General features: G+C 72.7%; 15 protein-coding genes. 4 read left to right on the top strand and 11 right to left on the bottom strand.

Annotated elements, in window-relative coordinates; all coding sequences use genetic code 11:
- The first annotated feature begins 203 nt into the window (after positions 1–203).
- The gene (locus AC07DU_RS21160) at positions 204–2,729 is read left to right on the top strand and encodes an ATP-dependent Clp protease ATP-binding subunit (protein WP_266603452.1); all 2,526 of its coding nucleotides are present in this window, start codon (positions 204–206) and stop codon (positions 2,727–2,729) included.
- Positions 2,730–2,800: 71 nt separating this feature from the next.
- On the opposite strand, the gene AC07DU_RS21155 is transcribed toward AC07DU_RS21160, so the two are convergent.
- Positions 2,801–5,779: an NACHT domain-containing protein gene (locus tag AC07DU_RS21155; RefSeq protein WP_479112883.1), complete on the bottom strand. Its 2,979-nt coding sequence runs from the start codon at positions 5,777–5,779 to the stop codon at positions 2,801–2,803.
- Positions 5,780–6,127: 348 nt separating this feature from the next.
- On the opposite strand from AC07DU_RS21155, the gene AC07DU_RS21150 reads away from it, so the two are divergent.
- Positions 6,128–6,715, top strand: a complete 588-nt coding sequence (locus AC07DU_RS21150) for a M23 family metallopeptidase (RefSeq protein ID WP_479112881.1) — start codon at positions 6,128–6,130, stop codon at positions 6,713–6,715.
- Between the two features lie 52 nt (positions 6,716–6,767).
- On the opposite strand, the gene AC07DU_RS21145 is transcribed toward AC07DU_RS21150, so the two are convergent.
- From AC07DU_RS21145 to AC07DU_RS21115, 7 genes are all read right to left on the bottom strand, one after another.
- Complete coding sequence (locus AC07DU_RS21145; protein ID WP_479112879.1) at positions 6,768–7,958, bottom strand: LamG-like jellyroll fold domain-containing protein; 1,191 nt, start codon at positions 7,956–7,958, stop codon at positions 6,768–6,770.
- 106 nt (positions 7,959–8,064) lie between these two features.
- Positions 8,065–9,381: a two-component system sensor histidine kinase CseC gene (cseC, locus tag AC07DU_RS21140; protein ID WP_360894851.1), complete on the bottom strand. Its 1,317-nt coding sequence runs from the start codon at positions 9,379–9,381 to the stop codon at positions 8,065–8,067.
- Positions 9,378–10,100 carry a two-component system response regulator CseB gene (gene cseB, locus AC07DU_RS21135; protein ID WP_360894847.1) on the bottom strand — a complete coding sequence of 241 codons (723 nt, stop codon included), beginning with the start codon at positions 10,098–10,100 and terminating at the stop codon, positions 9,378–9,380. Before cseB ends, cseC begins: the two co-directional genes overlap by 4 nt.
- Before the next feature lie 34 nt (positions 10,101–10,134).
- Positions 10,135–10,770, bottom strand: a complete 636-nt coding sequence (locus AC07DU_RS21130; RefSeq protein ID WP_360894844.1) for a hypothetical protein — start codon at positions 10,768–10,770, stop codon at positions 10,135–10,137.
- Positions 10,771–10,835: 65 nt separating this feature from the next.
- Entirely contained in the window at positions 10,836–11,396 is a 561-nt protein-coding gene (locus AC07DU_RS21125; RefSeq protein WP_360894841.1) for a SigE family RNA polymerase sigma factor, read from the bottom strand.
- 300 nt (positions 11,397–11,696) lie between these two features.
- The gene (locus AC07DU_RS21120; protein ID WP_479112877.1) at positions 11,697–12,671 is read right to left on the bottom strand and encodes an HhH-GPD family protein; all 975 of its coding nucleotides are present in this window, start codon (positions 12,669–12,671) and stop codon (positions 11,697–11,699) included.
- 29 nt (positions 12,672–12,700) lie between these two features.
- On the bottom strand, positions 12,701–13,303 hold the full coding sequence (locus AC07DU_RS21115) for a phosphatase PAP2 family protein (RefSeq protein ID WP_479112875.1): 603 nt from the start codon (positions 13,301–13,303) through the stop codon (positions 12,701–12,703).
- A gap of 152 nt (positions 13,304–13,455) precedes the next feature.
- Between AC07DU_RS21115 and AC07DU_RS21110 the strand changes: the two genes are divergently transcribed.
- Positions 13,456–14,286: a hypothetical protein gene (locus AC07DU_RS21110; protein ID WP_360894832.1), complete on the top strand. Its 831-nt coding sequence runs from the start codon at positions 13,456–13,458 to the stop codon at positions 14,284–14,286.
- A 203-nt stretch (positions 14,287–14,489) separates the two neighbouring features.
- On the opposite strand, the gene disA is transcribed toward AC07DU_RS21110, so the two are convergent.
- Positions 14,490–15,614, bottom strand: a complete 1,125-nt coding sequence (gene disA / locus AC07DU_RS21105) for a DNA integrity scanning diadenylate cyclase DisA (protein WP_360894829.1) — start codon at positions 15,612–15,614, stop codon at positions 14,490–14,492.
- Between the two features lie 180 nt (positions 15,615–15,794).
- On the bottom strand, positions 15,795–17,207 hold the full coding sequence (gene radA / locus AC07DU_RS21100; RefSeq protein WP_453374942.1) for a DNA repair protein RadA: 1,413 nt from the start codon (positions 17,205–17,207) through the stop codon (positions 15,795–15,797).
- A gap of 208 nt (positions 17,208–17,415) precedes the next feature.
- Here radA and AC07DU_RS21095 point away from each other — a divergent pair, with 208 nt between their 5' ends.
- Positions 17,416–19,179 (top strand): BACON domain-containing protein, encoded by a 1,764-nt coding sequence (locus AC07DU_RS21095; protein ID WP_479112873.1) that lies wholly within the window; start codon positions 17,416–17,418, stop codon positions 19,177–19,179.
- A 41-nt stretch (positions 19,180–19,220) separates the two neighbouring features.
- Here the strand turns inward: AC07DU_RS21095 and AC07DU_RS21090 are convergent, their stop codons facing one another.
- A complete protein-coding gene (locus AC07DU_RS21090) occupies positions 19,221–20,057 on the bottom strand; it encodes a DUF3109 family protein (protein ID WP_479036274.1) in 837 nt (278 codons plus the stop codon).
- Between the last annotated feature and the right edge of the window lie 36 nt (positions 20,058–20,093).

The raw sequence follows: 20,093 nt of genomic DNA, 5'->3' as shown, positions 1-20,093 counted from the left end.
CTGGCCTGCGGGAACATCGTCTCGCACCATCGAGTTGGAGCAGTTGTCGGCGCTTCAAGCCGGTTTTCCCGCTGATGCAGGGGTGAGCCGTGGACGGATGTCGGCAGTTGGAATGAGCTGTCCCGCCTCACGGGACTAGCATGCGGAAGGACAGGGCGGGGACCGACCCCGAACTGCCCGACCGCTCTGAGGAGCGATAAACGATGTTCGAGAGGTTCACCGACCGCGCGCGGCGGGTTGTCGTCCTGGCTCAGGAAGAAGCCCGGATGCTCAACCACAACTACATCGGCACCGAGCACATCCTCCTGGGCTTGATCCACGAGGGTGAGGGTGTCGCCGCTAAGGCCCTGGAGAGCCTCGGGATTTCGCTCGAGGCTGTTCGCCAGCAGGTTGAGGAGATCATCGGTCAGGGGCAGCAGGCCCCGTCCGGCCACATCCCCTTCACCCCGCGGGCGAAGAAGGTCCTGGAGCTTTCGCTCCGAGAGGCCCTCCAGCTCGGCCACAACTACATCGGCACCGAGCACATCCTGCTCGGCCTGATCCGCGAGGGCGAGGGCGTCGCCGCCCAGGTCCTCGTGAAGCTGGGCGCCGATCTCAACCGAGTCCGGCAGCAGGTCATCCAGCTGCTCTCCGGCTACACCGGCGGGGGCAAGGAGTCGGCCACGGCCGGCGGCCCGGCCGAGGGCACGCCCTCGACCTCGCTCGTCCTGGACCAGTTCGGCCGCAACCTCACCCAGGCGGCCCGCGAATCCAAGCTCGACCCGGTCATCGGGCGCGAGAAGGAGATCGAGCGGGTCATGCAGGTGCTGTCCCGCCGCACCAAGAACAACCCGGTCCTCATCGGCGAGCCCGGCGTCGGCAAGACCGCCGTCGTCGAGGGCCTGGCCCAGGCGATCGTCAAGGGCGAGGTCCCCGAGACCCTCAAGGACAAGCACCTCTACACGCTTGACCTCGGTGCCCTGGTCGCCGGTTCCCGCTACCGCGGTGACTTCGAGGAGCGCCTGAAGAAGGTCCTCAAGGAGATCCGCACCCGCGGCGACATCATCCTGTTCATCGACGAGCTCCACACCCTCGTGGGTGCGGGCGCCGCCGAGGGCGCGATCGACGCCGCCAGCATCCTCAAGCCCATGCTGGCCCGTGGTGAGCTCCAGACCATCGGTGCCACCACGCTGGACGAGTACCGCAAGCACCTCGAGAAGGACGCGGCCCTTGAGCGCCGCTTCCAGCCGATCCAGGTGGCGGAGCCTTCCCTCCCCCACACGATCGAGATCCTCAAGGGCCTGCGCGACCGCTACGAGGCCCACCACCGCGTCTCCATCACGGACGAGGCCCTCGTCCAGGCGGCGACGCTGGCGGACCGGTACATCTCGGACCGCTTCCTCCCGGACAAGGCGATCGACCTGATCGACGAGGCCGGCTCCCGGATGCGCATCCGTCGGATGACCGCGCCGCCGGACCTCCGCGAGTTCGACGAGAAGATCGCGGGCGTGCGCCGCGACAAGGAGTCGGCCATCGACTCCCAGGACTTCGAGAAGGCAGCTTCCCTCCGCGACAAGGAGAAGCAGCTGCTGGCGGCGAAGACCAAGCGCGAGAAGGAATGGAAGGCCGGCGACATGGACGTCGTCGCCGAGGTCGACGGCGAGCTCATCGCCGAAGTCCTCGCGACCGCGACCGGCATTCCCGTCTTCAAGCTCACCGAGGAGGAGTCCTCGCGACTGCTCCGCATGGAGGACGAGCTCCACCGCCGGGTCATCGGCCAGAAGGACGCCATCAAGGCGCTCTCCCAGGCGATCCGCCGTACCCGTGCGGGTCTGAAGGACCCGAAGCGCCCGGGTGGCTCGTTCATCTTCGCCGGTCCGTCCGGTGTCGGTAAGACCGAGCTCTCCAAGACGCTCGCCGAATTCCTCTTCGGCGACGAGGACGCGCTGATCTCCCTCGACATGTCGGAGTTCAGCGAGAAGCACACGGTTTCCCGTCTCTTCGGTTCGCCCCCCGGCTACGTGGGCTACGAAGAGGGCGGCCAGCTCACCGAGAAGGTGCGCCGCAAGCCGTTCTCCGTCGTCCTCTTCGACGAGGTCGAGAAGGCCCACCCGGATATCTTCAATTCCCTTCTCCAGATCCTGGAGGACGGTCGCCTGACCGACTCCCAGGGCCGGGTCGTGGACTTCAAGAACACGGTCATCATCATGACGACCAACCTGGGTACCCGGGACATCTCGAAGGGGTTCAACCTGGGCTTCGCGGCGCAGGGCGACACCAAGACCGGATACGACCGGATGAAGGCGAAGGTCAACGAAGAGCTCAAGCAGCACTTCCGGCCCGAGTTCCTCAACCGTGTCGACGACACGGTCGTCTTCCACCAGCTCACCGAGGAAGACATCATCCAGATCGTCGACCTGATGATCGCCAAGGTCGACGAGCGCCTCAAGGACCGCGACATGGGCATCGAGCTGAGCGGTGACGCGAAGCTCCTGCTCGCCAAGCGGGGCTACGACCCGATCCTGGGTGCCCGGCCGCTGCGCCGGACCATCCAGCGCGAGATCGAGGACATCCTGTCGGAGAAGATCCTCTTCGGCGAGCTGCGCCCCGGTCACATCGTGGTCGTCGGCAAGGAGGGTGAGGGCGAAGAGGCCAAGTTCACCTTCCGCGGCGAGGAGAAGTCGGCCCTGCCGGACCTGCCCCCGATCGAGGCCACGGGCTCCGGCCCGGACCTCTCCAAGGGTGCGTAAGCGCTAGGCGCTGATCCAGAGCGGTACGAAGGGGCGGCCCGGAACCCACGAGGTTCCGGGCCGCCCCTTCGTCATGGCTGGGACTCCTCCTGCAGCTCCAACAGGGCCACCCCGGGGAAGCGGCTGCGCAGCCGCTCCTCGACGGCGGGATCGACCTCCTCGTACGGGTACACGTACACCTCCTGGAGCGAGAACAGGCCGGGGCACCGCACGAGGCCGCCCAGCGTCTCGGCCGGCAGGGCGAGCTCCTGGAGGTGCATGAGCAGGGAGAGCTCGTACCAGGCGGCCGGTGCGACGGGGCGCCACGCGTGGCCGAGCTGCAGGCGGCGCAGGGTGCGCAGCCGACCCAGGCCCGCGAGGTCGCCGGGGGCGTGCTGGAGCTCGATCTCCTCCAGGGGCGCCGAGGGGTCCACACAGTGGAAGGACCACGGGGCGTGGTCCCCGGCCAGGGTGAGGCTGCGCAGCCGGGGCCAGGAAGCCGTGGCCGGTCCGAGGTCCGGACGGCGGCCCGGGGACAGGGTGACCTCCTCCAGGGGCAGCCCGTACAGCCCGCTCAGGTCCTCCAGCTCGGGCCAGGCATCGATGCTCAGCCGTCGCAGCGAACCGTGGCCCCGCAGGAACTCCACGTCGGCCCCGCCGGCGAAGTGGAGCAGGGACAGCGCCGACACGGGGAAGCGGCGCAGGAAGGCGGACAGGGCCGCGCGGGACACGTGCCGGCCGATGATCAGACCGGGCGGGCCGGTGAACCCGGACAGGGCCAGGAGCTGGTCGTCCGAGGTGACGATGAGCCGCTCGGGGGCCGGGTCCAGGGGGGCGATCACCTCCTCGGCGTACCGCGCGAGGTCGAAGCGGCTCCAGAACCCGGCCAGCAGCTCCCGCGCCGGTTCCGAAGGGTGAACGGCGTACCGGGCCAGGAAGGGGAGCGCCTCGTCGGAACCGGTGCCCGCCGCAGCGATGATCGTGTACGCGGCGGGGGCCTCGTCGTCGAGGTCGTCCGGGCCCGGCAGCACCTCCAGGATCAGGGGGCCGACCCGGGCCAGAGACGTGGCCGCCTCGTTGTCCCTCGGGGGGACGAGCGCACGGGCAGCCGTCGTGACCTCCTCCCGCAGCCGGGAGTCCAGCTCGGCCGCCTCCTCCAGGCAGGCGTAGGCGAGGAGCGCCGCACGCGGCGATCCCTCTCCCCGTTTCAGCAGGTCGTTCATGATCTCGGCGCGGTCCCGGGGGCGGCCCTGGGCCACCGCCATGCGGATGACGTCCTCCCACTGGTCGTCCTCGGCGTGCCGGGTCAGCTCCCCGAGGCCGCCCTCGTCCAGGGCCGCCCGCGCGCCCAGGAAGTCCTGGAAGGTGCGGTGGACGAACTCGACGGTGTCGACCGTGGGGGCCCGCAGCAGGCCGGTGCGCTCCAGGAAGTGCCGGAACACGGCCGGCGCGTCCCCCAGGGCGCGGGCGGCCGGTACGGAGGGCAGCGCGTCCGCGATGAGGGCCTCGGCCCGGGTGCGGTCCATCTCGGTGCGCCCGTTGCGGATCAGCCAGTACGCGAGCCGCTGGAGCAGCTGGAGCTGGGGCTCCTCGGCCAGGTACGGCAGCCGCAGCAGGCGCTCGCGGTCGCGCCGGTCCAGCAGCATCGACAGGGCCGCCGAGTACAGCTCCTTGCGGCCCGAGGGCAGGAAGCCCCGGCGCTCGCGGTGCAGGGCGCAGATGAGCCCGCACAGCAGCGGGTTGGTGGCCAGCCGGGCCAGGTCCGGCTTGCTGCGCACGGCGTTCAGCAGCTGCTCCCGGTACTCCGGCGGGGCGTGGTCGGCGGCGGCGTGCCAGCGTTCGATGAAGGCCCGTACGTGGGCCCGGCTCATCGGGGCCAGGGTCACCTCGGAGAACTCGACGTCGGCGAGCCAGTCGTGCCGGACGGCCGAAGGGCGGGAGGTGACCAGCCAGCGGTTGCCGGGGAAGGCGGTGATCAGGTCGGCCAGCCAGTCCCGGGCGGGGCCCCGCTCGGCCTCCGGGATCTCGTCGATGCCGTCGACCAGCAGCAGGGCGCGGCCGTCGCGCAGGACGCGGCCCTCCCAGCCTTCGGGGGCTTCGCCGGCCAGGGGGGAGCCGGCGAGGAAGTCGCGGGGCGCGGGCAGTCGCTCGCCGTGCCGGGTGAGGGTGCGCAGGGGCAGGACGAACGGGACGGGTCCGCCCGGTTCGCGGGCGGCGGAGACGGCCAGCCACTGGATCAGGGTGGTCTTCCCCGATCCGGCCTCGCCGCGCAGCAGGGCCCGCCGGTGCTCGGTGAGGAGTTGCTCGGCGGGCAGGACGCGGGGGGCGGCGCTCCCGTCGGGCCCCGGGCCCCAGGGGGTGGGCGGCGGCGGTCCGGCGACCTCCAGGCTCACGTACGCCGCGTCCAGCGGCCAGCGGGCGGAGCCGGGGGCCAGGTCCAGGCCGAAGATGGTGAGCGTGCGGTGGCGGTGGGCCAGGTAGGAGAGGTAGCGGGTCTCGAAGGCGCTGTCGCGGGCGTCCTGGCGGGGGATCCGGGTCAGCAGCTCGTCCACCTTGGCGATGGTCTCGGCGTGCAGCCGGGACTGTTCGACGAGGGTCGCCGCGACGAAGGTGGAGCGCTGGGTGAAGAAGTTCAGGATGTGCAGGCAGGCCAGGTCGACCAGGCGGGCGTGGAAGAGTTCGGCGTCCCGGGAGAGCCCGGTCTGGGGGGCCGCGGCCCGGAGCCTGCGGGCGAAGGCCCTCGGTCCGAGGCTGACGGCCTCCACGTCGGAGAGGGTGAGGTCGCCCAGCGCGTGCAGGGTCGCGGCGAGGGCGGCCGACACGCCGGCCTCCTCGCAGGGCGGGAGGGGCCGTTCGCCGGGGGCCCGTAAGGCCTCCCGGACCAGGTGGCCGGCGAGCTTGTCGAGGTCCGCGGCGTCGAGGTCGCGCTTCTCGCGCCGGGCCAGGTAGGAGGAGATGCGCAGGGGCCGGTCCACCAGGCCCGCGCCCGCCCCCTCTCCCTGGAAGAGCTTCTTGACGAGAGGGGCCACGACCCCCGACGCCAGCCGGATCCCCACCACCGATGCGTCCACGACGGGAGCGTAGTTGCGGTTGCCCGCCGATGGTCCCGGATCGGCGGGGCGAAGGTCCTGAACCGGTGACAAGCCGCACAGGGCAAATCGGACGTACTAGGTGGTTTCGTAGATCCAATGGGTTCAGCGGCGGGGGAGGGCCTGCCTGGGTCCACGGGCGGGAGCCGTCAACGGGCCACGTCACACGGCCCCGACTACGAGCTCCGGTAGTAACCGGGACATTTGGGGAAGTCAGGGACCTCGGGTTACCAAAGGTGGGCCAACCCGGCACACGCCGCATCGTGCCGGGTCGCTTCATGCCCTGTCGGGCGTGACCCGTCCTCGTTCCCGGCCCCGGAGGTCTGCTTCATGTCCGCGAAGCGCGTCAGCACCCGTCCTACCCGTCTCGCCGTCGGCGCCACCGCTCTCGGTGCGGCGCTGGCCCTCGGGGCGGGCACGACCGCCGCGTTCGCCGACACCGCGCCGAAGGCCGCTCAGGCCGTCGTCACCGCCGACAAGGCCGCCTCCGCGAAGAGCGGCCTGTGGGACAAGCCGCTCGACAAGTACACGCTGTCGGCGACCTTCGGCAAGGGCGGCAGCATGTGGTCGCACAAGCACTCCGGCCAGGACTTCGCCGTCCCCGTCGGCACCCCGGTCAAGGCCGCGGCCGCCGGCGTCGTCGTCAAGGCGGGCCCGAACGGTGGCGGCGACGGTCCGGCGTACGGCAACGCCATCGTGATCAAGCACGCCAACAACACGTACTCGCAGTACGCGCACCTCTCGCGGATCCAGGTCAGGATCGGCCAGAAGGTCGCCGTCGAGCAGCGGATCGCCCTGTCGGGCAACACCGGCAACTCCAGCGGCCCGCACCTGCACTTCGAGATCCGGACCACCCCGAACTACGGCTCGGCCGTGAACCCGGTGGCCTTCCTGCGCAAGGTCGGCGTCACCATCTGACCCGCCCTGTGCGTCCTGCGCCTGTCCGCCTGACCCGCCCGAGCCGGCCGGGTCAGGTGAGCAGCCAGGCGTGGGCCGGCTTCGTCTCCGGGCCGAGCTTGCCCTCCTTGTAGGCGGCGGCCTGCTCCGGCGTGAAGGCCGTGTCGTAGATCTTGATGTTGTGCAGGGCGCCCTGCCAGGGGCCGGTCCAGATGTTGTGGTGCTTGGAACGGCCCAGCTGGAGCGGGCCCGGTGCCTGCCAGATGGGCGGCACGGGGGTCTCGCCGGCCTTCTTGCCCTCCACGTAGAGGGCGATGTTCTTCTTCTCGGCGTCGTAGGTGGCCATCAGCATGGTGGGCGTCTTGAGCACGGTGACGCCCTCGGCGGTGACGGTCCTCGTGGTCGCCGCGGCGCCCTTGTCGCCGGTCTGCACGCGGAAGATCCAGGCCTGCTTGCCGTTCACCTCGTTCACGCCGAGCTCGAAGGAGAACGACTCCCCGTCGCCCTGGCTGATCGCGATCCGCGAGCCCTTGGTCCCCGAGCTGTAGACGCGCGCCGTGAGCGTGAAGCTCTTGGTCACGTCCACGACCGGCTCGGCGGACTGGGCGTAGGAGTTCCCTGTGCCCTTCCCCACGATCTGGAACCGCTTGCCCAGCGGGCCGACCTGCAAGTCGGGGCCCAGCCGGATGCCGGTCTTGCCGTAGCTGTCGCGCAGCAGCGTCGCGTCACCCTCGACGGTGGCGGTGTACGCCGCGGGGGACTTCGAACCGCCGGGCTCCGGTTCGGCGGTCGCCGAGGGCTGGGCGTCGGCCCCGCCGGAGTCGTCGCCGTTCTGGCCGAGCAGGAAGAAGGTTCCGCCGCCGGCCAGCAGCGCCAGTACGGTCACCCCTCCGCCCAGCATCCACAGCCGCTTCTTGCGCCGCTCGGCGGCCGACCGGTCTGCCATGGCCTCCCAGTCCGGCTGCGGGGTCGGCGACAGGGCCGGGTGGGCGTCCTGGGTGGGGAGGTCCGCCTGGGTCGGGGGCCACTGGCCTGCGGAGGCCTGCTGGTACGGGTTCGGCTGCTGGCCGGGCTGCGGGTAGCCGTAGCCGGCGCCGCCCGACGGGTAGCCGTAGCCGCCCTGGCCGGAGCCCTGTGCGGACGGGCCGGGCGGGAAGCCGTAGCCGCCGCCCTGTGCGGGCGGTCCCGGCGGGAACCCGTATCCGCCGCTCCCGGGAGCGGGCTCGGGCTGCGGGTTGCTCGGGGGGTTCACGGCGTCGGTCATGCCACGGATGCTAAAACACGACCCGCCGGACCGAACCGCCCGGTACCGGCCCCGCATGCCAGGGCGGGTCCGCGGCGGGTCCGCTGCGGCCCCCGGACCGGACCCCTCAGCCCTGCGGCAGCTTGATCACCGGGAAGCTGCCCGTGGCCGTCGGCGCGTGCTCCGGCAGCCACAGCACCGCCACCGCGCCCGCCGCCGCTCCCTCGCGGTCGATGCCGCCCGGAGCCGCCACGTTGCGGAAGGTCAGCCGGGCGCCCAGGACCCGCGCCTGGCCCTCCGCGATCGTCAGCCCCAGCCCGTGGCCCACGCCCGCGCGGTCCGTCGACCCGGTCCGGAACCGGCTCGGCCCCTCGCGCAGAAGCGCCTCCGGGAAGCCCGGCCCGTGGTCCCGGACCCGTACGACCCGGCCCTCGACGTCGACCTGGACCGGCGGCCGGCCGTACCGCGCGGCATTGGCCAGCAGGTTCCCCAGGATCCGCTCCAGGCGCCGCGGGTCGGTGCTGACTATCTCGTCCGCCACGACCCGCACGGTCGCCTCCGGCATCAGCGAGGTCACGCGCCGGCTCACGAACTCGCCCAGGGCCACGTCCTGGAGCTCCGCCCGCTCGGACGCGCTGTCCAGCCGGGCCACCTCCAGTACGTCCTCGACCAGCGCGCGCAGGGCCTGCGCCCGGTCCCGCACCAGCTCGGTCGGCCGCCCCGGAGGCAGCAGCTCCGCCGCCGTGAGCAGGCCCGTCACCGGCGTGCGCAGCTCGTGCGCGATGTCCGCAGTCACCCGCCGCTCGGCTTCGAGCCGCTGCTGGAGGGCGTCGGCCATGGCGTCCACGGCCCGCGCGAGGTCGTCCGTCTCATCGCGTACGACGCCACCGACCGCGTCCCGCACCCGTACGTCGGGATCGCCGTGCGCCACCCGCCGTGCGGCGGCCGCCGCCTTGCGCAGCCTGCTGGAGATCTGCCCGCCGATGAGCACGCCGAGCGCCGAACCGCCGATCACGGCGGCGAGGCCGCCGACGAGCAGGGCGCGGTCCAGGTCGGGGATCAGATCGGTGTTCCTCTGGAACTGCGTGTGCAGCGAGAGCACCTGCCCGTTCCCGAGCGGCACGGCGGCCCACACCTCGGGCCGCCCGTGCGCCGGCTCCTGGATGTACGTACCGCGCCGCCCCGACTGCACCTTGCGCCGCAGCTCGGCGGGCAGCTCCGGGTCGTTGAGCTTGGCGCCCATGGGCGGCTTGCGCCCGGCCTCGGCGTTGCGGGAGATGAACTGCACGCGGTCCAGCTGCACCTCGCGGGCGCTCTCCAGCATCGACACGCGGGCAGCGTTGTGCACGACCAGGCTCAGCGCGACCGTCACGAGGGCGCCCACGGCGGCGATGGCGAGCGTGATCTTCCAGCGGATCCCCGTGCGCAGGGTGAACCGTCTCATGCTTTGAGCTTGTATCCGAAGCCTCGGACCGTCTCGATCCGGTCCTGCCCGATCTTGGTGCGCAGCCGCTGGACGTGGACGTCGACGACGCGGGTGTCACCGCCCCAGTCGTAGTCCCAGACCCGCTCCAGCAGGCGGTCGCGCGACAGTACGGTGCCCGGCGAGGAGGAGAACTCCAGCAGCAGCCGCATCTCGGTCGGCGTCAGCGCCACGGCGGCGCCCGCCTTGCGCACCTCCATGCCCTCGGTGTCCACCTCCAGGTCACCGAAGGAGAGCACCCCGCGCTCCGCGTCCGGACCGCTGTCGGCGGCGCCCGCCGCGCCCGGTCCGCCGTTGCGCGGCCCGCTCGAATGGTCGAAGCGGCGCAGCACGGCCCGGATCCGGGCGACGAGCACGGAGCCGTCGAAGGGCTTGGTGACGTAGTCGTCGGCGCCCGCCTCCAGGCCCAGCACCACGTCGATGGAGTCGGCGCGCGCCGACAGCATGATCACGGGGACGGTGGACTCGTCGCGGATGCGGCGGCACAGGCTCACGCCGTCCATGCCCGGGACCATCACGTCGAGCAGCGCGATGTCGGGGCGGTCGGCGCGGAAGGACTCCAGGCCGGACAGGCCGTCGGGCATGGCGGTGACCACGAACCCGTCGCGCTCCAGCGCCAGGGTCGTGGCCTCACGGATGACGTCGTCGTCCTCCACGAACAGGACATGGGTCTCGGCCATGCGGAAGCCTCGCCTCAGTTCTTCTCTGCTGTGCTCAGTTCTTTTGACTCGTGGCCGGGGCGGGCTGCACCCCGTCGTCGGCCACGTTGCTGTACTCCGAGTGCACTCGGTCCTGCTCGGTGAACTTCTCCCCGTTCCAGCGGTACGTGATCACGTCCTCGCCCGACGGATAGGCGAGCGCGTCGCTCTTTCCGTAGACCTGCTTCGTGACCACCAGGTCGCCCCGGTCGATCTCCGCGTAGACGGGTGGCTGCTCGTCCGAGAACACATTCTCGTACTTCGCGCCGTCCGCTCGGTACACGAAGCTGCCGCGGCCCAGGGCGTCGGCACAGGACAGGACGTTGATGACGACGTCGACGACGGGGCTGCCGGTGACCTTCCCGTAGCTCACGTCCACCGGGTACTCCTTGCCCGTGCAGGGCTTGAGGTCCCGCTTGATCTCGGAGCTGACCTTGGGGTCCGCCTTGAGCAGCGCCACCGGGTCGACCTTCTTGAGGGCGGCGCCGGAGGAGGAGGCCGAGGAGGCGTCGGGCGAGGGGGCGTTCGGGGTGGCCCTGGCCACGGCCTCGCTGCTGCGGGCGGGGCCGCCGTCGCGCAGACCGGTGCCGCCGGTGGCGCAGCCGACCGCGAACACGGCGACGCCGACGAGGACGACCGTCCCCGCCGACATCAGTACCAGGGGGCCTCTGGCGGCGCCGGCCAGGGGAGAGCTCCTGCCGTTCGGACCTTGGCCGTTCAGGCCGCGCACCGCTCACGCCCCTCGTGCCGGCTGGTGTGGTCACCGCGCTCCAGCGCCCGCATGTCCAAGTCCCGGCTCTCCAGTTCCTGCCGGAGGCGGGCCAGCGCGCGGTGCAGAGTGCTCTTCACGGTTCCCGCCGACATCCCGAGCGCCGCGGCCGTCTCCTCGGTGCTCATCTGCTCCCAGTGTCGCAGCACGACCACGCTGCGCTGCTTGGGCGCGAGCACCTTGAGGATGTCCATGAGCAGGGCGCGGTCGGCGCGCTGGTCGGAGCCGTCCTCGACGGAGGCGTCCGGGAGCTGCTCGGTGGGGACCTCTTCGAGCTTGCGGGCGCGCCACCACTCGGTGCGCGTGTTGATCATGACCCGGCGGAGGTAGGCGTCGGCGAGGGACTTGTCGGCGATGCCGTCCCAGCGGCCGTAGGTGCGCACGAGGGCGGTCTGCAGGAGGTCCTGCGCGTCGGTCGGGTCCGGGACCAGGCGCCGGGCACTGCGCAGCAGCGCGTCCTGCCGGGTGCGTACGTACTCCTCGAATTCGAGTACCTCGCCGTGCGCCATCTCAGACCGCCTCCGCTACCGTCCACCCGTTCATCCCCTGCCTTACGGATCTGAAGGTACGGAGGGGTTGTCACGGGCCTGTGCGGGCCAGCCTTCGGTGGGCGCACGGACACCCATAGGTTGTGTAACAGTGTCGTGAGCTGGGGTTTAGCGGCGAAAAGCGGAATCAGGGCGTCAGTTCCAAGGTCGACTACGAGCGGTTGACGAGTCGTCGCGGAGGCGTAACCCGGGACGCGGCCCGGCGGTCACCGGGCCGTGCGCCGGCCGTCCGCGCGATCGGCTCCGCGATCAGCAGTGCGATCAGCTGTGCGACGGGCTTTGGGGTGCGATCCGGGCCGAGCTCTGCGGTGTGCTCTGCGGGAGCCGGTAGAAGCCTCCGTCGAGCGGTTCCACGAGGCCGTCGGAGACCAGCCCGTCCAGCGCACGGGCCCGCTGCACCGGCTCGTCCCAGACCGTGTCGAGCACGGCTTGCGGAACGGCCCCCACCGCCTCCCGGAGCACCGCGAGGAGCCTGCCGCGCACCTGCCGGTCGGTCCCGGCGTACGTCTGCCCGCGGCGCGGCGGTCCCTCGTGCGCCGGTTTCCCGGCGAGGCGCCACGCGCACAGCCCGGCCACGGGGCAGCGGGCGCAGTCCGGGCTCTTGGCGGTGCACACCAGCGCGCCGAGCTCCATCGAGGCCGCCGCCCAGCGGGCCGCGGTGTGCTCGTCCTCGGGCAGCAGGGCCCGGGCCAGGCGCCGCTCGGCGGCGGTGGTGGCGTTCGGCGGGTACTCGACGCCGGCGGCGGTGCGCGCGAAGACCCGCCGGACGTTGGTGTCGAGGACGGCGTGCCGCTGCCCGTACGCGAAGGAGGCCACGGCGGCCGCCGTGTACTCCCCGATCCCGGGCAGCGAGAGGAGCTGCGCGTGCTCCCTCGGTACGTCGCCGCCGTGCCGCTCCGTTATCGCGACGGCCGCGCCGTGCAGCCGCAGGGCCCGGCGGGGGTAGCCGAGGCGCCCCCAGGCCCGTACGGCCTCACCGGGGGTCTCGGCGGCCAGGTCGGCGGGGCGGGGCCAGCGGGCGAGCCACTGCTCGTAGACCGGCAGGACTCGGCTGACGGGGGTCTGCTGGAGCATGAACTCGCTGACCATGACCCCCCAGGGGCCGGCCTCGGGGCGGCGCCAAGGCAGGTCGCGGGCGTGCTCCTCGAACCACGCGATGACGGGGGAGTGCAGCGCGTGGGAGGAGGGGGAGGCGTCGGGGGACTCGGTGGCGGGGGGTACGGGAGATGCAGTCATGGCAGACGGCATCCTGGCACGTTTCGGACCTACGGGCCCGTGAACCAGACAACGGCGCGGGGCCCCCTCGCCCGCACGGAGGCGATGACCGCGCTGACCGGCCCCGTGAGTGCGAGGACGAGGAGCGCCGCCACCGCACCGCCCAGCAGCAGGCCCCACGCCACGTCGTGTGGGTAGTGCACGCCCACGAACACGCGGGAGAAGGCCATCAGCAGCGCGAGCGGGACGGTCAGCAGCGCGAGCCGGGGTACGGCCATGGCCAGGGCCACGGCGGCGGCGCCCGCGATGACCGCGTGGTTGCTGGGGAAGGACCAGTCGCCGGACGCCGGGCACGGGACCAGCGAGGCGGCGGCGCCGGCGAGCGCGCGGCAGGGCCGCTCCTCGTCCACGGTGTTCTTCACGACCTCCGAGGTCGCGTAGGCGGCGGCGGTGGCCGACGGCGCGAGGACGGCGAGCGCCACCGGGCGGGGGCCGCCCCGGCCGCGCGAGCGCCACCAGACGGCCGTGAAGAGCACGCCGAAGAGCAGGAGCCCGTACGCCGTCCAGGCCTGGAACGCCGACTGCACCCAGGTGGGCGCGGAGTGGGCGAAGCCGGTGACGCCGCGGTAGAGGCCGGAGGTGTTCATGGTCATTAAAAATACTCAAAGCGGATGATCTACGCATCCGGTCCCTGGCTGATTTTCGGCGTCCCGAGTACGCCACCGAGATGATCATCGGCAAATCGAGCCTGCCGTGCGGCATGGGGGGCACTGATCGGGCCGCGAACTCTCGTAAAGTTCCGTCCGTGGGATCTCTGCGCAATCCGGTCGGGCCGCTCCCCTCCTCCATCTACTGGCGACGGAGGGCTGTGCTGGCGTCCGTTGTCGCGCTCCTCGCGCTCCTCGCCGTATGGACCGTCAGTTCCGGCGGGGGGAAGACGAGTACGAACGGAAAGGGCCGGGGCGGCCCCGACCCCGTCGCCTCGATCACCCCGGGCCCGTCCGGTACGGGACCGGCCATCAGCGCGGCACCCGGCGGGCGCGCGGAGTCGGGCGGCGGCGCGGCCGCGGGCTCCGGCGGCGGCTCCGACGGCGCCTCCACGGGCGGCTCCGGCAAGAACGGCGAACCCGGCGGCGCCGCGGGCTCGGGTGGCGCGGCGGGTGCGGGCGGCGCCGCGGCTGCCGGCGGCGCCGGAGCCGGTCCGGCACCGGTCCCGGCGGACTCCCCGCTCCCCACGTGCGCGCCGGCCGCGCTGCAGTGGGAGGTCAAGAGCGTCAAGAACGAGTACGAGGCGAACGAGAAGCCCCGACTCGAACTGGTCGCCCGCAACGTCTCCGGAACCACCTGCAAGGTCGATCTCGGCCCCAAGCAGGCGGTCCTGACCATTCTTCAGGCGAGCAGCAGCAAGGCCGTGTGGTCCTCGGCGGACTGCCCGACGGGCGCGGGCAACGCCTTCTACCGCGTCCCGGCGCAGGGCGAGACGAAGCAGTCGCTGGAGTGGGACCGCAGGTTCAGCGCGGCCGACCAGTGCCAGGCGCCTCCGGCGGGGTCGGCGGCCGCGGACACGTACGTGGTCGAGGTCAAGGCGCCCGGCATGCCGGTGGCCCGCACCTCGTTCGTCCTGAAGCCGAACTAAGGGCTGTCCCGTAATCGCCGGTGGATCAGCGTGCGGCGTCGGATGCGGTGCCTCGCAAGGCGGAGGAGCGTCCTCATACTGGGCGTATGGGGGCGTTCCGACAACGCGGCGAGGCGCCGTAGCCGGCGTCGCGCGCCCGCCGGGGATTACGGGACAGCCCTTAGGGCCGGGGCCCCGGCAGCGGCGCGCGAGCGGGACGGCTCTTAGACGTACCGCTCCAGGATTGAGGACTCCGCGAGCCGCGACAGGCCCTCGCGGACGCTGCGGGCACGGGCCTCGCCCACGCCGTCCACCGTCTGGAGGTCGTCGACGCTCGCGGCGAGCAGCTTCTGCAGGCCGCCGAAGTGCTCCACGAGCCGCTCGATGATGGCCCCCGGCAGCCGGGGGATCTTCGCCAGCAGCCGGTAACCCCGCGGGGACACCGCCGAGTCCAGCGTCTCCGGCGACCCCGTGTACCCGAGCGCCTTCGCCACGATCGCCAGCTCCAGCAACTCCGGGTGCGACAGCGCGTCCAGCGCGGGCAGCGCCTCCTCCACCGTGCGGGAACGCTTCGCCGTCGGCTCCGGCACGTAGTCCCGGATGACCAGCTCGCGCTCCTGCTCGATCCCGACCGTCAGCTCGTCCAGCTGGAGCGACAGGAGTCGCCCGTCGGTGCCCAGCTCGACCACGTACTCGGCGATCTCGGTCGCGATCCGGCGGACCATTTCCAGCCGCTGCGCGACCGCCGTCACATCGCGGACCGTCACCAGGTCCTCGATCTCCAGCGCCGACAGCGTGCCCGCGACCTCGTCGAGGCGCAGCTTGTACCGCTCCAGCGTCGCCAGCGCCTGGTTCGCCCGCGACAGGATCGCCCCGGACTCCTCCAGGACCCGGCGCTCCCCGTCCACGTACAGCGCGATCAGCCGCATCGACTGGGACACCGAGACGACCGGGAAGCCGCACTGCTTGGAGACGCGGTCGGCCGTACGGTGCCGGGTGCCGGTCTCCTCCGTCGGGATCGACGCGTCCGGCACCAGCTGCACGCCCGCCCGCAGGATCTTGGTGATGTCCTTGTCGAGGATGAGCGCGCCGTCGAGCTTGCACAGCTCGCGCAGCCGGGTCGCGGTGAACTCCACGTCCAGCACGAAGCCGCCGGTGCACATCGCTTCGACGCTCTTGTCCATGCCGAGGACGATGAGCCCGCCGGTGTTGCCGCGGACGATCCGCTCCAAGCCGTCACGCAGCGGCTGACCAGGCGCGACCGCGCTCAGCGAGGCGCGCATCATGGCCTCCTGCTTGGAGCCGGCGCCCGACTTGCCGGATGCTGCTGCCCCGTCCTTGGCTGCCACTGCACTCCTCCGGTCGCGGGTTGCGCCGCCCTGCGACGCGGGCACGAGGGAGTGCGTACGGCCGGGCGGACCATCCAGAAGTCTACCGGCGTGCGCTGTGAGCCCGCGGTGGCTTGACCAGGCCGGTCCCGAGAGGGCCCGGCGGGTCTACGGCGGGGCCCGTACAGGGCCCCGGCGGGGCTACTCGGTGGCCCGCTCCCTGGCCGGCGTACGGGACCGCCCGCGCGGCAGGACCCGTAGCGCGTCGCCCATGTCCGCCACCTCGATGACCTTCATCCCGGCCGGCACCTTCCCCGGATCCGACGGCACCAGGGCGTGCGTGAAGCCCAGCCGGTGCGCCTCCGCGAGCCGTCGCTGGACGCCGGTCACCCGCCGCACCTCGCCGGCCAGCCCGACCTCCCCGATGGCCACGAGGTTCTTCGGGAGCGGGACGTCACTGGCCGCGGAGGCCAGGGCGAGCGCGATCGCCAGGTCGGCGGCCGGCTCGGTGAGCTTCACCCCGCCCACGGTGGCGCTGTAGATGTCGCGCTTGCCGAGCGCCGTGATCCGGCCGCGCTGCTCCAGCACCGCCAGCATCATCGAGACGCGCGAGGTCTCCAGACCGGAGGTCGTCCGCCGAGGAGAGGGGATCTGCGAGTCCACGGTCAGCGCCTGCACCTCGGCGACCAGCGGACGCTTGCCCTCCAGGGTCACGGTCAGGCAGGTCCCCGGCACGGCCTCGGCGCGCCGCGTCAGGAACAGCCCGCTCGGGTCGGCGAGCCCCGTGATGCCCTCGTCGTGCAGCTCGAAGCAACCGACCTCGTCGGTGGCCCCGTACCGGTTCTTGATGCCGCGCACGAGCCGCAGCCGGGCGTGCCGGTCGCCCTCGAAGCTGAGCACCACGTCGACGAGGTGCTCCAGGAGCCGGGGTCCGGCGATGGCCCCGTCCTTGGTCACGTGGCCGACGAGGAGGGTGGACATCCCGCGCTCCTTGGAGGCCCGGATCAGCGCCCCGGCCACCTCCCGCACCTGGGCCATGCCGCCGGGCGCGCCGTCGATCTCGGGGGAGGCGACGGTCTGTACGGAGTCCAGGATCAGCAGCGAGGGCTTCACGGCGTCGAGGTGCCCGAGCACGGCCGACAGGTCGGTCTCGGCGGCCAGGTAGAGGTGGTCGCTGAGGGCGCTGATCCGGTCGGCGCGCAGCCGCACCTGGCTCGCGCTCTCCTCGCCCGTGACGTACAGCGTGCGGTGCTCGTCGCTGGCCGCCTTCGCCGCGACGTCCAGCAGCAGCGTGGACTTCCCGACACCGGGCTCGCCGGCGAGCAGGACGACGGCCCCGGGCACGAGCCCGCCGCCCAAGACGCGGTCGAGCTCGTCCACGCCGGTGCTGCGCGCGGTCGCCGTCCGGCCGTCGACCTGCCCGATCGGCACCGCGGCGGTCGACACCCGGCCCGCGGCGGTGGTCCGCACGGCGGGCGCGCCCATCTCCTCGACGGTGCCCCACGCCTGGCATTCGGGACACCGCCCGAGCCACTTCGCGGTGGTCCAGCCGCACTCGGTACAGCGGTAGGACGGCCGGTCCTTGGCGGATGAACGAGCAGTGCGGGCAGCCATGGCGTTCACCGTAGCCGCCCGCACTGACAGCGGGGGCGGCGGTGGTGCGCGTGGGGGAGGGGGCAGGGGGGTGGGAGGAGGCGGGAGGGGGCTACGGGGCGTCCCGCGTCAGGGCCCGGGTCAGCGCACCGCCGATCTGTTCACCCGTAAGGACTAAATGTGCTGAAGGCTTCCGGGGCGCCACCGGCGTGCCGCCTACGGTCGCCAGGTGAACAGCAGCAGCCAGGCACACCCCTCAGCGCGCACCGGCGCACACCGGGCGCACGGGCGCACACCCCGTGAGGGGGCGCTCCCGCCTCCTTTCCGGCACGAGCCCTACCTCGACGGTCTGTTCACCTACTGCCTTTCGGTCCTGTGCGACCACGACGCCGCGACCGACGTGCTCGGCGACGTCCTCGCCGTGGCCGAGCGGCACCCAGGCCGCTGCCCCGACGAGGGGGACCGGCGGGCCTGGCTCTACGCCCTCGCCCGCTGGGGCTGTCTGCGCCAGCTCGCGGAGCGGAGGCGCGCGCGACAGGGAGCGCATTCCGCCCAGCGCACGCCGGAGCACACCGAGGACGGCCGTGCGCCGGGTGGTGACCGGGACGCCGATCCCGATACCAGCCGCGCCCCCACGGCCCGTCGCGCCCTTGACGTGAACGCGTACCGTCGTACCGAGCTGGCCCGGCTCGCCTGGCCCGAGGCCGCCGGGACCACCCCCGAGCAGCGCGAAGCCCTCGAACTCGCCGTCCGCCACCGCCTCGGCGTCCCCGAACTCGCGGCCGTCCTCGGCACCCCGCCGGCCTCCGCCCGGGAGCTGCTGTCCGGCGCCGCCTGCGAGGTGGAGCGCACCCGTACCGCCCTCGCCGTCGTGGAGACCGGCAGCTGCCCCGCCGTCTCCCGGCTCACCGGAGACGGGCAGGTCCTGCTGTCCACCACCCTGCGCGCCGAGCTCGTCCGCCACGTCGACGACTGCCCCCGGTGCCGCCGCGTCGCCGAACGGGTCGGCGCCGCGTCCCCCTGGCCGGGCTCCGGCGGCCTCGACACCGCCGCGCTCCCCCTCGTACCGGCCCCCCGCACCGCCGTCCACGCCGCGATGCTCCGCTCCGGCCGGGGCCGCGGCCGCCGGCCCGGACCGCGCTTCGACCGCACCGGCTTCCCGATGGACCCGAGGGACCGCGCGGCCCGCCGCGACCGGCTCCGTGCCCGGGCGGTGACCACCACCGTGGTCGCCACCGTCGTCGCGGCTCCGGTCCTGGCGCTGTGGGCGGCGTACCGGGGGGCGCCCAGTACGGGCGAGCCCATCGGCGGCGACGCGTCGCGCATCTCCGCGAGCGAGTCCGAGATGCCGGCGGCGCGGACCGACGGCCGTCCGCTGACCGCCTTCGAGATCGCCGGGAACACCGCCAGCACCACCGGCAGCCCCGGCTTCCTCCAGGACAGCGGGGCGCCCGACGTCTCCGTCGAGGTGATCAGCGCCGGCGGCCCGGCGTCCCCCGACCCCGCGGGGGTCGCCGGCCACCTCACCGTGAGCGCGACCTCCTACGGGTCCAGCACCCTGATCACCCTCACCGCCGCGGGCGGCGCCCCGGTGCACTGGCGGCTGTGGTCCGACGCCCCCTGGCTGCGCGCGAGCCGGACCGCGGGCACGCTGGCCCCCGGAGAATCGGTCACCCTGCGGATCGCCGTGGACCGCGAGGCGCAGCCCGTGGGCGCGTGGAAGGCCCGGGTGGGGGTGGACCCGAGCGGCGCGGTGGTCTCCATCCAGGGCCGCGGCCGCCCCGCGCAGACGCCGCCGCCGGAGCCGACGCAGCCGGCCACGCCGACGCCGACGCCGATGCCGACGGAGCCGCAGACCCCGAGCCCCACCCCGACGCCCACGGCGACGGAACCGACGATCCCGCCGCCGTCCCCGACGCCTGCGCCGTCGCCGACGGAGGGCTCGGGCGGAACGGATGCGCCGGGGCCGGGGGCGTCGGCGTCACAGGCTTAGCGTCGTCGTACCGTACGGCCGCCGGTCGTGTGCTGCGCGGCTCAGGCCGGGTCGGCGGGGTGCGGTGCCATGGGGAGGAGCGAGGACAGCCGCTGCTCGCACAGCTTCACGAGCGCCTCGTACCCCTCCTTGCCCATCAGCTCCGTCAGCTCGGCCCGGTACGACACGTACACCGGGTCGCCGGCGCCGTGCGCGGAGGTGGCCGACGTGCACCACCAGTGCAGGTCGTGGCCGCCGGGCCCCCAGCCGCGGCGGTCGTACTCGCCGATCGACACCTGGAGCACGCGCGTGTCGTCGGGCCGGTCGATCCAGTCGTACGTCCGGCGGATCGGCAGCTGCCAGCAGACGTCGGGCTTGGTCTCCAGCGGCTCCTGGCCGCTCTTCAACGCCAGGATGTGCAGGGAGCAGCCGGCCCCGGCGGGGAAGCCGGGCCGGTTCAGGAAGATGCACGCACCGTCCCAGCGACGGGTCTGCTTCTCGCCGTCGTCGTCGAGCTGCGTCCACCCGGTCTCGCTGCCGACGTCGTGGAACTGCCACAGCTCGGGCGTCAGCCGGGCGACGTGTTCGGCGACGCGCTTCTCGTCGTCCTCGTCGGAGAAGTGCGCGCCGAGCGTGCAGCAGCCGTCGTCGGCGCGGCCCGCCTGGATGCCCTGGCAGCCGCTGCCGAAAATGCACGTCCAGCGGGAGGTCAGCCAGGTCAGGTCGCAGCGGAAGACCTGCTCGTCGTCGGCGGGGTCGGGGAACTCCACCCAGGCCCGGGGGAAGTCGAGGCCCTTCTCGTCGTCGACGACGGTGGTGCTCTTGGTCTTGGTCCTGACCTTGGTCTTGGCCTCGGCCTTGGAGGCTTTCGCCGTGACCTTGGTGTCGTCCTTGGCCACGACCGTGTCCGTGTCGTTTTTCGAGCGGGTCTTGTT

Source organism: Streptomyces sp. NPDC045695, assembly GCF_056432025.1.
This window is presented reverse-complemented; position numbering and strand designations above follow the sequence as displayed.